Annotated in this window: 9 protein-coding genes and 1 pseudogene; 9 read left to right on the forward strand and 1 reads right to left on the reverse strand. The window is 38.8% G+C overall.

Annotation, left to right across the window (positions count from 1 at the left end; all coding sequences use genetic code 11):
- The 5 genes from D1839_RS16065 to asnB form a co-directional block, all read left to right on the forward strand.
- Window positions 1-411, forward strand: a 411-nt coding sequence (locus D1839_RS16065; RefSeq protein WP_147358289.1) for an ABC transporter ATP-binding protein, incomplete at its 5' end; no start/stop codon positions are given.
- A gap of 4 nt (window positions 412-415) precedes the next feature.
- Window positions 416-1,378, forward strand: a complete 963-nt coding sequence (gene opp4B, locus D1839_RS16070) for an oligopeptide ABC transporter permease (RefSeq protein ID WP_120380858.1) — start codon at window positions 416-418, stop codon at window positions 1,376-1,378.
- A gap of 29 nt (window positions 1,379-1,407) precedes the next feature.
- The gene (locus D1839_RS16075; protein ID WP_286164836.1) at window positions 1,408-2,310 is read left to right on the forward strand and encodes an ABC transporter permease; all 903 of its coding nucleotides are present in this window, start codon (window positions 1,408-1,410) and stop codon (window positions 2,308-2,310) included.
- An 86-nt stretch (window positions 2,311-2,396) separates the two neighbouring features.
- Window positions 2,397-4,214, forward strand: a complete 1,818-nt coding sequence (gene opp4A / locus D1839_RS16080) for an oligopeptide ABC transporter substrate-binding protein (RefSeq protein WP_120380859.1) — start codon at window positions 2,397-2,399, stop codon at window positions 4,212-4,214.
- 665 nt (window positions 4,215-4,879) lie between these two features.
- Window positions 4,880-6,727: an asparagine synthase (glutamine-hydrolyzing) gene (gene asnB / locus D1839_RS16085; protein WP_120380860.1), complete on the forward strand. Its 1,848-nt coding sequence runs from the start codon at window positions 4,880-4,882 to the stop codon at window positions 6,725-6,727.
- Between the two features lie 180 nt (window positions 6,728-6,907).
- Here asnB and D1839_RS16090 read toward each other — a convergent pair whose 3' ends face one another.
- Window positions 6,908-7,189 (reverse strand): hypothetical protein, encoded by a 282-nt coding sequence (locus tag D1839_RS16090; protein WP_120380861.1) that lies wholly within the window; start codon window positions 7,187-7,189, stop codon window positions 6,908-6,910.
- A gap of 400 nt (window positions 7,190-7,589) precedes the next feature.
- Here D1839_RS16090 and D1839_RS20905 point away from each other — a divergent pair.
- The 4 genes and pseudogenes from D1839_RS20905 (at window position 7,590) to dhaK (ending at window position 14,296) form a co-directional block, all read left to right on the forward strand.
- Window positions 7,590-9,884, forward strand: a pseudogene (locus tag D1839_RS20905) (penicillin acylase family protein).
- A gap of 401 nt (window positions 9,885-10,285) precedes the next feature.
- On the forward strand, window positions 10,286-11,116 hold the full coding sequence (locus tag D1839_RS16100) for an MIP/aquaporin family protein (RefSeq protein ID WP_330585561.1): 831 nt from the start codon (window positions 10,286-10,288) through the stop codon (window positions 11,114-11,116).
- Between the two features lie 10 nt (window positions 11,117-11,126).
- Window positions 11,127-12,623 (forward strand): glycerol kinase GlpK, encoded by a 1,497-nt coding sequence (gene glpK, locus D1839_RS16105; RefSeq protein ID WP_120380863.1) that lies wholly within the window; start codon window positions 11,127-11,129, stop codon window positions 12,621-12,623.
- A 677-nt stretch (window positions 12,624-13,300) separates the two neighbouring features.
- Window positions 13,301-14,296, forward strand: coding sequence for a dihydroxyacetone kinase subunit DhaK (gene dhaK / locus D1839_RS16110; protein ID WP_120380864.1), 996 nt, complete (start codon window positions 13,301-13,303; stop codon window positions 14,294-14,296).
- The last annotated feature ends 7 nt before the right edge of the window (window positions 14,297-14,303 follow it).

The raw sequence follows: 14,303 nt of genomic DNA on the forward strand, positions 1-14,303 counted from the left end.
ATCGCAGATGAACCAGTTTCCGCACTGGATGTGTCTGTGCAGGCGCAAGTACTTAATTTTATGCAAGATATTCAGAAGGATTTGAACTTAACGTATTTATTTATAAGCCATGATTTAGGGATTGTAAAGCATATGTGTGACGAAATAGGAATTATGTATAAAGGGCGTTTTGTCGAAGAAGGGACGAAAGAAGATATTTTTAACCATCCCCAGCACATATATACGAAGCGTCTTGTTGCGGCAATACCAGATATTGATCCGGTTAACCGTCAACAGAAGAAAGTATACCGAGAAGAAGTAGAAAAAGAGTATCACAGTAATTATAATGATTATTTTGATGGTGAAGGGTTAGCGTACCAATTACGCCACATATCGGATTCACATTTAGTTGCTTTACCGCAGAAAGGTTGATAGCATGTGGAAATTTATTGTTAGACGGCTGTTAATTACTATGCCACAAATTGTTTTACTAAGTATTTTAGTATTTATTATGGCACAGCTTATGCCAGGAGACGCACTATCTGGTTTAATTGATCCGAATATTGATCCAGCAGCAATAGAAGAACAGCGGGAAAAATTAGGCTTAAACGATCCTTGGTATGTCCAATATACAGATTGGGTTACTTCAGCTATCCAAGGCGATTTGGGACAATCTTTTCGCTTTAAGATGCCGGTATCTGAATTAATTGGACAAAGACTTGTAAACACATTTTGGTTATCGCTAGTAACATTGATCATTACATATCTTATTGCTATTCCTTTAGGGATTACGAGTGGGCGTTATAATGATACATTACGTGATCAAATGATCAATGGCTATACGTATATTGGTTTTGCCACTCCATTATTTATCTTTGCTTTAGTTATGTTATGGGCCTTTGGCTATGGCCTAGGCTGGTTTCCAACTGGAGGAAGCGTAGAGCCAGGATTAGAACCAGGATCATTTGCGTATATCATGAGCAAAATCAATCATTTATTATTGCCTGCCATATCGATGGCATTGATAACTACCGTAAATACGGTGCAGTATTTGCGAAGTGAAATAATTGATACGAAACAGAAGGATTTTGTACTTACCGCAAGAGCTAAAGGGGCTTCCGAGTCACGCGTTTATCGCCGTCATATATTCCGCAATTCATTATTACCGATTGCAGCCTATTTTGGGTTTGAAATAACCGGTCTGATTGGCGGAACCGTATTTATCGAAACTATTTTTAGCTATCCGGGAATGGGACTGTTATTTATGGAATCTGTGTTGCAACGAGATTACAGTGTAGTAACATCTGTTGTCTTGTTATTCGGAATTGCATCGATTCTAGGGGCTTTACTCTCAGATATTATTTTAAGTCTCGTAGACCCGCGGATTCGAATTAAATAAACAGTTACTATCATGGAGGTGACATACAATTGGAATATACAAATGTGGAAGCAGTTGAGATAGATAAGGATAAAGTCCCTTCAATGGGGAGAATCATTTGGCGAGAAATGGTTCGAGATAAAGTTGCGCTAATATCATTTATTTTTCTTATTACCATTACCGGGTTTGTTTATGGAATTTCTTTATTTTTAGATCAAACAGAAATTGTAAAAGTAGATTTATTTGCGATTAATCAGCCACCGTCTAGCGAGTTTTGGCTAGGCACCGATTATGGAGGCAGAGATATATTTGGTCAGTTAATTATCGGAACACGTAACTCATTATCGATTGGCTTTTTAGTGACATTTATGACTGGTGTCATTGGGGTTACGTATGGATTAGCATCAGGTTATTTTGGTGGTACGGTAGATAATATCATGATGCGGATTGTTGATTTCTTTTTGATTTTACCATTTTTAATGATTGTTATTGTATTTGTGGCGATTGTACCGGAGTATAGCGTATGGACATTTTCACTGATTATGACAGCTTTTCTCTGGATGGGGATTGCCCGTTTAATTCGTTCGAAGGCGTTACAGGAGCGAGAGCTGGATTATGCGCAAGCGTCAAAAACGCTAGGGACCCCGCATTGGAAGATCATGTTTTTACAAGTTTTGCCGAATTTGAGTTCATTAATTATCGTAACGATGACATTGAATTTGGCTGCTAATATAGGCTTGGAATCTGGGTTATCCTTTTTAGGGTTTGGGTTTCCCGAAGATACCCCAAGTCTAGGTACACTGCTTGGATACGCAAGAAATCCACAAACATTGGAACTAAGATGGTGGATTTGGGTACCTGCAGCTATTATGGTGTTCTTATTGATGTTAGCTGTCCGAAATGTAGGAGAGGCACTTAAGCGTGCAACAGATGCAAGACAGCGAAGAGGTTAAACCGTAAATGAGTTGCTTACATCTAAAGATGTTAAGTATAGATAACGTCATATGACGTATACAAAAAAATAGGGAGGTCAAGTAATATGAGAGAAAGCCGTTGGCGTATCGTTTTATCTGCGATCATGCTAGGTTTCATACTTATGCTAGCTGCATGTGGCGGAGATGAGGAAAGCAAATCGGATAAATCGGCTGATAAGAAGTCAGGAAAAGATGGCGAGCAGATTTATTCCATTGATGATTTTAATGTAGAAACAAAAAATGAAGGGAAAGCAATCGACGGAGGTCACTTGAAGTTTGGTGTCGTTACAGATACGGCCATTGAAGGTTTGTTAAATTTTAATTTTTATTCAGGGGCTTATGATGTTGAATTTATTAAATGGTTTGATGAATCTTTATTAAATGCTGATGAAACACATAATTTTAATCAAGATGGTGCTGCAACATTTGAAGTAGATGACAGTGGAAAAGTATTTACCTTTAAGATTCGCGATAATGTAAATTGGCATGATGGCAAGCCAGTTACAGCGGAGGACTGGGCATTTGCTTATGAAGTCATTGGGCACCCTGATTATCCTGGGGTTCGTTATGGTGATGATTTTACAGTTATTGAAGGTATGGAAGAGTACCATAATGGTAAGGCAGATTCGATTTCAGGGATTGAAGTGGTAGATGAAAAAACATTAAAAATAACGTATAAAGAGGCGTCTCCTTCTTTACTAAGTGGAGGTATTTGGCCGTATGCCTTACCGAAGCATATCTTTAAAGATATTCCTGTAGCTAAAATGGCGGAGTCTGATGCGGTCCGGAAAAATCCAATTGGTATGGGTCCATATAAAGTAGACAGCATTACACCAGGAGAAGCGGTTGTCCTTACGAAAAATGAAGATTACTGGCAAGGGGAGCCAAAGCTAGATAAGGTTACGGTTAAAGTCGTAAATCCTAAAACTGTTGTCCAAGCTTTAAAAACAGGTGAAGTAGATACTGTACATGAATTCCCAGCGGATCAATATCCAGATAATGCCGATATGTCTAACGTAGAGTTTTTAGGAAATATAGACATGGCATACTCATACATTGGCTTTAAATTAGGTACGTGGGATAAAGAGAAAAAAGTAGTAAAACCGGATCCCAATAAAAAAATGGCAGACGTTAATTTGCGTAAAGCAATGGGACATGCAATTGATAATGATACTGTAGGAAAGCAGTTTTACAATGGATTACGTTGGAATGCGACAACATTAATACCACCATCACATCCGAATTTTCACGATAAAGACAATCCTGGTATAGCTTATGATCCAGAAAAAGCGAAGAAAATTTTAGATGATGCTGGTTATAAGGATACCAATGGAGACGGTATGCGGGAAAATCCAGACGGCGAAGAGTTAGTTATTAATTTTGCGTCGATGTCAGGTCAAGAAACTGCTGAGCCAATTGCTAATTATTATATTCAAGCTTGGAAAAATGTTGGTTTAAATGTTAAATTATTAGATGGTCGTCTACAAGAGTTCAATTCATTCTATGATCGTATTGGACAAAGCGGTGATGATGATCCGAAGATTGATGTTTATGCAGCTGGCTGGGGTGTCGCAACGGATGTGAACCCAGCAGGACTATATGGACGTGATGCGTTATTTAATTTCACACGCTATGCAAGTGAAGAGAATGATAAGCTGCTAAAGCAAGGTGTCTCTAAAGATGCTATGGATTTAAAGTACCGTCAGAAAGTATATAAGGATTGGCAACAGTTAATGGTTAAAGAAGTTCCTGTCATTCCAACTAACTATCGTGCGAAAATAGTTCCAGTAAATAAGCGTGTGTTGAATTATACGATCGAAAATAACTGGGCAAATTATTATGAAATTGCTGTAACGGAAGAAAAACCGATAAAAGCGGAATAATTTTGGAAATGGGCAGCCTGCGATGAATTTATCTAGCAGGCTGTCTGTTTTTTATTGTATAGCATACAATGTCAAGAGCTTTTTTCAAGTTTTTGAGTAACCTCTAACACACCTACTGAGTCTTTTATGAAAAAAGCCCTATCTTCTTGATTCAGAAAGGGGTTTTCGCTCGATTCTTTCTGCATTGATGCAATCTGGCATGGAGTACAAAATAGATAAATACCGTACTAGTTCGCATTTACAGGTCGAGTGACATAAGTCTAAACATCGAGGGCAAATCTGCCTCAGGAAATTAGATCCGATCTCCACTCGAACCAAGAGAGTGGGGCCTATTTATTTGTATTCATTTACGCAAAACTAACGGTAAAGTTAGCTTTTTAAGACTTCTGTTTTGTAATTATATGTTGGATTATCTCATTTAAATGGTTTGTTCTTTGTAAGCATGGCAAAAGCAATTTTTAAGACTGTATATTGCACCAGTTTTATTCCTTATCTTTCAAGCGGTTTGCGAAGGGAGTTAAAATGTCATTGTGAACTGAAAGGCTTTTCCCTGCATTGGATACAGCTCTCTTACAACAATACTAGAGACATTTAGTCATATCCCCTCTGTTTTTTTCATAAACTGTTCTGTAGGTTTGCTATGCTTCTAGGGAGGGTGACGCAATTTGTGCGGAATAACTGGACATGTGAATTGGAATAAAGATGTGCGAGCAGATCGACAAATGCTCGAGAAGATGACGGAGACGTTGTCACATCGGGGACCTGATGAAACGAATACATGGTTGAATCAACATGTTGCTTTTGGTCATAAGCGTCTGTCGGTCATTGATATTGAAGGCGGAAAGCAACCAATGCAAAAGGTCAAGAACGGTGATAGGTATACGCTGGTATATAATGGGGAGCTATATAATACAGAGGAATTGCGTAATGAATTATATCGTAAAGGCTATACATTTGATACAACATCAGATACAGAAGTACTACTTACAGCATATTTGGAGTGGAAGGAACAATGCGTGGATCATTTAAATGGCATATTTGCTTTTGCGGTGTGGGATGGACTGAAGGAGCAGCTTTTTATAGCTAGAGACCGTTTAGGGGTAAAGCCGTTATTTTTTCAAGAAAAAGCTGGTCAGTTTATTTTTGGTTCGGAATTAAAAGCAATTCTTGCCCATGAGGCTGTTAAAGCAGAAGTTGATCGGTTTGGATTAGCTGAAGTGTTCGGACTTGGTCCAGCACGTACGCCTGGACATGGTTTATTTAAAAATATGCAAGAACTTCGTGCAGGGCATGCGCTGACTTTCTCAAAACATGGCGTGAAAAAATGGCGCTATTGGAATGTAAAGAGTCGCCCACATACGGATTCAGTATCAGAGACGGTAAGTAAGGTAAGAGAGCTATTTATCGATGCAGTACAGCGCCAGCTTGTAGCTGATGTTCCTGTATCCACTTTTCTATCTGGAGGATTAGATTCAAGCGCTATTACAGCTATCGCTGCCAATTATTTTAAAGCGCAAGGAAAAGAAGCACTTACTACTTTTTCAGTTGATTATGAAGGTAATGCTGCTCATTTTAAAGCAAGTAAATTCCAACCATCCATGGATCAACCATATATTGAAGAAATGGCGGAAGCTTTTGCAACCAACCATCGTAATGAGGTTATCACTGGTGAAGAATTGGCCAGTCATCTAAAAAGGGCAGTAGAGCTGCGCGATCAACCTGGGATGGCAGATATTGATTCATCGTTATTATGGTTTTGCAAACAGATTAAAAAGCAAGCTACTGTTAGCCTTTCAGGAGAATGTGCGGACGAAATATTTGGAGGTTACCCGTGGTTTCATAACCCTTCAACGGAGGAAGGAACAGGATTTCCATGGATGAGGTCATTAACATCACGTATGGGCTTACTTCACTCGCAATGGCAGAAAAAATTAAAACTTCATGATTATGTTTATGATCGTTATCAGGAGACGATTAAGGAAACACCTCGTCTGGAAGGGGAAAGTGCAGAGAATGCACGTAGAAGAGAATTATTTTATTTAAATATGCACTGGTTTATGGCACAGCTACTTGATCGGAAAGACCGAATGAGTATGGGCGCTAGCTTAGAGGTGCGTGTACCATACGCAGATCATCGACTAGTGGAGTATGTGTGGAATATTCCGTGGGAGATGAAGATGCTTGACGGAAGAGAAAAAGGCATCTTACGAAAAGCAATGGAAGGAATTTTACCTGAAACCATTCTCTATCGTAAAAAAAGCCCGTTTCCTAAAACTTTTCAGCCTGCCTACACGATTGCGGTAACAAAGTGGATGCGCGAAATATTAGATGATAAAGAGGCAAGAATATTTGAATTTTTAAATAGGGAAAAGGTAGAAGCTATTTTAGAGACTGAGGGTAAGGAATTTAAAGATCCTTGGTATGGACAATTAATGAAAGGTCCACAACTGATTGCTCATCTTTGTCAAATAGATTATTGGCTAAGAGCTTATGACGTCCAAGTAGTGGAATGAAAATGGTTTTACCACTAGCAATGTGCTAGACACCTTTTATAAGGGTCCAAAATGGAATGGTATTCCCCTGGGCATGCCGTGGTAGATGAAATTTCCACGGCATGTCATTTTACTACAGTAAAGTGAGGAAACTCCTCTTTATCCGTATGATAAATAAGTATTCCATAATCTATGAAGTAATCACGATTTCACTTTTTCATGCATCATCGCAGCAAATTTTTTATGGAATCTTTCTGTATAAAGTGGACGATGTAACTTTTTATATTTTTGCTTACCGATTAGTTGACGCACTTCTGTATCATAAATGATTATTTTACGAAACAGTGGATTATCTAAATAGTTATGAAACCAAGATTGTTGCCTTAAGTAGCGAATGTTTTTTTCAATATCTTCTTCAGCGATGCGTCTGTCATTCTGAAAAAACATCCATAATTCTAAAAGCAACTCCAGTACTACCGCCAAGCAAAACACCTCCAGTTGAAATAGAATGATTTTACCTAAACGTTGTTTTATAAACAAGCTTATTGTACTGATTAATAGACATTATGTATACGTATTTCATTATATGAAGTTTCCTATTTAGGTTAAGTTCTTCATTTTACTTTCAGGATCTAGAAGACAGATGGCATTTTGAGTTCCCAACATATATGCTACTTTCATGTACCGTAATTTCGTTATAATAGCAGGGAAATAAAATAGGTTCCTTCATTTTTGGTTTTTTGTTAAAATATAAAATATTACGATAAATTATTAAAGAAGTAGGAGGGGGCAAATGGAAGAGAGGATCGATAACAGTTCAATAGAAAAGAAGGGAAAAATTTCCAAATCAAAAATAGCCTTCATTGGTGTTGGTATTTTATTAATGGTTCTAATCATCACTATCATCTTTGTGAACGCTTACTTAAATCGGTCTATTGAAAAAACAGAGGGAAGTATAGAGCTGCAGATTTTAAAACAGGAGGTACAGGTGATAACGGACGCTAATGGGGTGCCGCAAATAGAGGCGGCAAATGAGCATGATTTATATGCAGCTCAAGGATATGTACAAGCACAATATCGACTGTTTCAAATGGAAATGTCACGAAGGCAGGCATCTGGTACGTTAAGTGAAGTAGCTGGAGAAGCAGCAATTGATCAGGATAAATACTTTCGAACACTAGGGTTACGCAGAGCGGCTGACGAATCTTACGCTTTATACAGTGGCGAAGCAAAACGAGTGTTGGAAGCTTTTGCAAAAGGGGTTAATGCGTACATCGAACAAGCAAAGCAAAGTAACAGTTTGCCGGTTGAATTTAAGCTTATGGGCTTTGAACCAGAAGAATGGACACCGTTAGACTCATTAACCATTGGAAAGTACATGGCATTTGATCTAGGTGGTCACTGGGAGCAACAAGCATTCAATTATTATTTGCTACAGCAATTTGATGAAGAAAAAGCCTACGAACTTTTTCCATCCTATCCTCGTGACAAGCCGGTTATTATGGAAGAAGAGTATGTTTCTATACAAGACACATTTTCTAAGGTCATGATTCCGCATACATTTAATGGAAGTAACAATTGGGTCGTATCCGGTGATAAAACGGCGTCAGGATTTCCGATGTTAGCAGATGACCCACATTTAGGTTTAGCAACGCCATCGATTTGGATTCAAATGCAATTGAAAACAGATCAACAACAGGTAAGTGGTGTTATCTTTGCAGGGGTGCCAGGAATTATATTAGGTCATAACGATCAAGTTGCTTGGGGAGTAACGAACACAGGACCAGATGTACAACAATTATATTTAGAAAAAAGGAAGCCAGATTCCAAAGCGGAGTTTTTATTTGCTGGGAAGTGGGAAGAAGCAACTGTTATTAAAGAACCGATTGCCGTGAAAGATGGAGAAACAATTGATTATGAAGTAGTAGAAACAAGACATGGTCCGGTTATTTCAGAGTTTGCTGAGGACAGTGGTGAGGAAAATGTTTTATCATTGAGATGGACTGCCTTATAGCCTACAACGGAGTTGGAGGCTATATTACAAATCAATCAAGCTACCGATTGGGAATCATTTGAAAAAGGGTTGGAGAAATTCTTGGTTCCTGCGCAAAACTTTGTGTTTGCCTCTAAAGATGGAACAATTGCTTATAAAGCAAATGGGAATATTCCAGTTTATAAGAATGGAAAAGATGCCTTACTTCCTTTACCAGGTTGGGAAGAAGCAAGCGAATGGAAGCAATACATTCCATTTGATGAACTTCCGAAGGTGATCAATCCAGAGAAAGGGTATATCGCAACCGCGAACAATAAAATAACGACGGATGATTATCCATATCATATTAGTAATGTATGGGCGCAACCATACCGGTATGAGCGCATTGCAGAAGTGCTGGAAAATAGTGAAAAGATCACTGTCGAGAATATGCAAAAGCTGCAAATGGATAGCTTTAATATGCAAGCAAAAGAATTTGTCCCTGCGTTTTTAGAACAACTAAAAGGAGAGGAATTATCAGATCAAGCTGAGCATGCGCTTGAGATCCTAAAAGAATGGGATTATGAAGATACTGCTTCAGCAAGCGAGCCATTAATTTTTCACCATTGGTATGAAAAAATAGAGACAACCATTTATCAAGACATACCAGATTCAATGCTTGATTTATTTAAAGTGAAAGGGCAAACGACAGATGCATTATTGCGAAAAGAGATAGACGGAGAAAATTCTGCCTGGTTGGAGGATTATGGAGGGTTGCATCAAGTTTTAATTACATCATTACATGAATCACTCGCAGAGTTAGAGGAAAAATACGGCGAAGATATATCAGAATGGGAATGGGGAGACTATCATCGTGTATACTTTGAACATCCGCTTTCAAGTGTTCATCCTGTTTTGAAATATTTTTTCAACAAAGAAGATCCGCTTCCTGTGGATGGAAGCAGGATAACACCAATGGCCGCTAGTTATGAAACAGAGACTGGTGTTGTTGATCACGGCGCTTCTTGGCGGTTTGTTATTGATATGGAAGAGGCAGGTAAAGGGTATCATCTCGTTGCACCAGGTCAATCTGGTCATTTTAAAAGTCAATGGTACCATGATCAATTGGATGATTGGGTGAAGGGAGAATATCATGAAACATATTTGGATAGAAAAACAGGAGACCAATTGATACTGCGTCCTTAGATGAATAAATATTGCCCGGGTAATAAATAGCAACGATTGGAAGAACAAATACACGCACATACAAGCTTTTTCAAAATAGAAGCTTCAATAAAATTAAGTTGGGCGATTTTCATATATGTTTCATATAAATCGAATGGTAAATTTACTGTTGACAACGCTTACAGATTCAAGTATGATAAAAACACAAGTTAATTATGTGGCGGAGAGTAGGAGACCCACACTTTTTATTGTATATTTCTAGGTAGAGTATATATAAAAAGTGTAGGTCTTTTTTTATGGGTGGAAAATTATAACAGTTTATTTTGTTCCATTTCCATGAAAGGAGAAATGGTGGCTTTCATTCCAATAGATTACTTGGTTGCCCATAATTAATATAGTCTAGAACAAAGGGGTGTTATATGGTGGCTGAATCCGAATTTTTAGCAGAATTAATTGGGACAATGATCTTGATTATTCTTGGTAGTGGAGTAGTTGGCGGTGTCACTTTAAAATCATCAAAGGCTGAAGGGTCTGGCTGGGTGGTTATTACGATTGCTTGGGGATTGGCAGTTGCATTTGGGGTTTATGCAGTTGGTAATTATTCTCCTGCACATATTAATCCAGCTGTAACGATAGGATTTGCCTCTATTGGCGAGTTTCCGTGGGCTAAAGTACCAATGTATGTAACAGCACAAGTGATTGGGGCTATTATTGGTGCTGCTGTCGTTTTTGTAAATTATTTACCGCATTGGCGAAAGACAAAAGATCAAACTACGAAACTGGGGGTATTTGCTACAGGACCAGCAATTCGTAGTCCGCTTGCGAACTTGCTTAGTGAAATTGTTGGCACGTTTGTTCTTGTATTAGGGCTTTTGTTTATTGGGGCAAATGAGTTTACAGAAGGTTTAAATCCAATTATTGTTGGGGTATTGATAATAGCAATAGGTATGTCATTAGGTGGCGCAACAGGTTATGCTATTAATCCTGCCCGTGATCTAGGACCACGTATTGCCCATGCATTGCTTCCCATTCCAGGTAAAGGATCTTCGGATTGGGGGTATGCGTGGGTTCCAATCATAGGGCCAATTATAGGAGGGGTATATGGAGCATTCTTTTATGATGCGCTGTTTATTGGTGAATTTACAGTTGTTTTCTGGGCATTAAGTATACTTATAGCAATACTTATTATCGGGGCAGTTAGGATGGAGACGAAGGGAGAACGTTCTGCTAAAATAAATAATCATAACGCATAGGGGGATAAAAATGGAAAATAAATATATTTTATCAATTGATCAAGGTACAACAAGTTCTCGGGCTATTATTTTTAATCAACAAGGAGAAATTGTTGAGACAGCACAAAGGGAGTTTGAACAATTTTTTCCTCACCCAGGCTGGGTGGAGCATGATGCGAATGAAATATGGACATCTGTACTAGCATGTATTGCAGATGTACTGCGAAGAGCAGACTTAGCTGCTAATCAAATTGCCGGAATTGGTATAACGAATCAGCGTGAAACTGCAGTCGTTTGGGATAAAAATACCGGAAAACCAATTTATCGTGCTATTGTTTGGCAATCTCGTCAAACCGAAGACATTTGTAAGGAATTAAGAGAAGCTGGCTACAATGAAATTTTTAGAAAAAAGACAGGTTTGCTACTTGATCCTTATTTTTCTGGCACAAAAGTTAAATGGATTTTAGATAATGTAGAAGGCGCAAGAGAAAAAGCTGAGAAGGGAGACTTACTATTTGGAACGATTGATAGCTGGCTCGTTTATAAGTTTTCTGCTGGAACAACGCATATAACAGATTATACCAATGCGTCTCGTACACTCATGTTTAATATTTATGATTTGCAATGGGATGATGAACTACTAGACATACTAACTATTCCAAAAAGTATGTTGCCTGAAGTTAAACAATCTTCGGAGATTTATGCACATACGATATCGTACCATTTCTTTGGAGAAGAAGTTCCAATTGCTGGAATTGCAGGTGATCAGCAAGCAGCTCTATTTGGTCAGGCTTGCTTTGAAAAAGGAATGATTAAAAACACTTATGGCACAGGTTGTTTTATGCTAATGCATACTGGCGATGAAGGTGTTACTTCAGAGCATGGTTTGTTAACGACGCTAGCGTGTGTAGTAGACGGAAAAATAGAATATGCGTTAGAAGGAAGTATTTTTGTTGCTGGTTCTGCCATTCAATGGCTTCGTGATGGTTTGAGGCTTATTGAAGATTCGCCGGAAAGTGAGGTATTTGCAACAAATGTGGATAGCGCAGAAGGCGTATATATGGTTCCGGCTTTCGTAGGCTTAGGTACACCTTATTGGGATAGTGAGGCAAGAGGTGCAGTCTTCGGGCTAACTAGGGGCACGACGAAAAGCCATTTCATTCGTGCCACATTGGAATCTTTAGCATATCAAACGAAAGATGTTATTAATGCGATGATAAATGATTCCCAATTAGAAATGAAAACGTTACGTGTGGATGGGGGTGCAGTTAAAAACGATTTTTTAATGCAATTTCAAAGTGATATCCTTGGGAAAGTGCCTGTGGAACGTCCGGTTATTCAGGAAACTACCGCATTAGGTTCTGCGTATTTGGCAGGCTTGGCATTAGGATATTGGAAAGACAAAGAAGAAATTGCCCGACAGTGGGAGGTAGAAAAGACATTTAATGGAACCATGGATCACCAGGAGCGAGAAGCTTTATACGCCGGCTGGAAAAAAGCGGTAGAAGCAACAAGGGTATTTAAGTAAGAAAGAATGTATAAAAAAGGAGGTCGCGATTATCTTAAAGGTAAGCATGACCTTCTTTTTCTCAGGTTCAAAGCTTTTGCAATTTCTATTTTTTAAGAGATAAGAGAGTATAAAAATTTTGGCATTGGGATAACGATATAACGGAATAGTCACGTCTGGCTTAAGCGCCCAGCAACTAGGCGACTGGAGCGAAATCGCCCTACGATAAGTCATCATCGCTTCGTGCCTCACCATGATTCCTAAAACTTTAGTTGCTTCGTTCCAGTTGCTACGTTGCTAACCGGGCGCCTGCGCCTTTGTTCCACTATAGGAAAGGATAAGATTTTTTTGGTTTATAGTATAAGAAAAACAAAGGCTTCCGCCATAAGACTTGGCGACAAGCCAAGTTTTTCTAAGCTGTAACTTATTAATCCCATATGTAACTGGGTAAGACCTCCTTCACTTCCATGCTATGAGGTGAAGAGGAGGAGGATAAGTAGAGAATTTAATTGCAAACGAATATCCTGCTTGAGAGTCCCAGTCATATCCATTTGATATTAACCATTAATGGGACGAAGCTCCCTGTTCATTAAGGATGGACTGTATGCTGGACACATGATTGTTGGAAATGAAGAGGGTCATATGCCTTCTATGTGAAGTAAGATTCTACTACAATAGAGTTGAGGAGGAATGAAGCAATGAAAAAAATCATTAACGATCCAAATGAAGTTGTTCAAGATATGGTGCACGGATTAGTTACTGCGTATCCAACCAAATTAAAAGTAGTTCCGGATACACTTGTAATTGCTCGTGAAGATGCTCCTGTTCAAGGTAAAGTAGGGCTAGTCAGTGGGGGAGGAAGCGGACATGAGCCAGCCCATGCTGGATACATTGGCAAAGGTATGTTAGATTGTGCGGTTGCTGGTGAAGTTTTTACTTCTCCAACACCTGATCAAGTGTTAGAAGGAATAAAAGCAGCAGATGGGGGAGAGGGCGTCTTCCTCGTAATTAAAAACTATACTGGTGATGTGCTAAATTTTGAAATGGCTGCCGAACTTGCTGAAGCAGAAGGCATTCAAGTGGAAAAAGTTATTGTTAACGATGATGTTGCCGTAGAAGATAGCTCGTTTACTACTGGTAGAAGAGGAATTGCTGGTACTGTACTGGTTCATAAAATAGCAGGTGCGATGGCAGAAAATGGAGCCTCGTTGCAAGAAGTGAAGCGGGTAGCTGAAAAAGTGATTGCTAACATTCGCTCGATGGGAATGGCTTTAACCTCTGGAACGGTGCCGGCTGCTGGAAAGCCAAGCTTTCAATTAGAAGAAAACGAAATGGAAATCGGCATCGGGATTCATGGGGAGCCAGGAATTGAACGTAAACCAATTGCTTCTGCGGATGATATTGCTGCGGAATTAGTGGAGCGAATTATGAATGATATGGAAATACCAAAAGAAAGTGAAGTAGCAGTAATGATAAACGGTTTAGGTGCTACTCCTGAAATGGAGCTATTTATTGTAAATAAAAAGGTACAAAGCATTTTAAAAGATAGAGGAATTTACGTATTTCAAACGTTTGTAGGAGAATATATGACATCTTTAGAGATGGCCGGTTGCTCTGTAACATTGTTAAAACTTGACGATGAATTAAAATCATTACTTGCTGCTCCATCCGAAGCACCTGCATTTCGAATTTAGGAGGAAT

Source organism: Roseburia sp. 1XD42-34, assembly GCF_009917385.1.
Taxonomy (GTDB): Bacteria; Bacillota; Bacilli; order Bacillales; family Amphibacillaceae; genus Virgibacillus.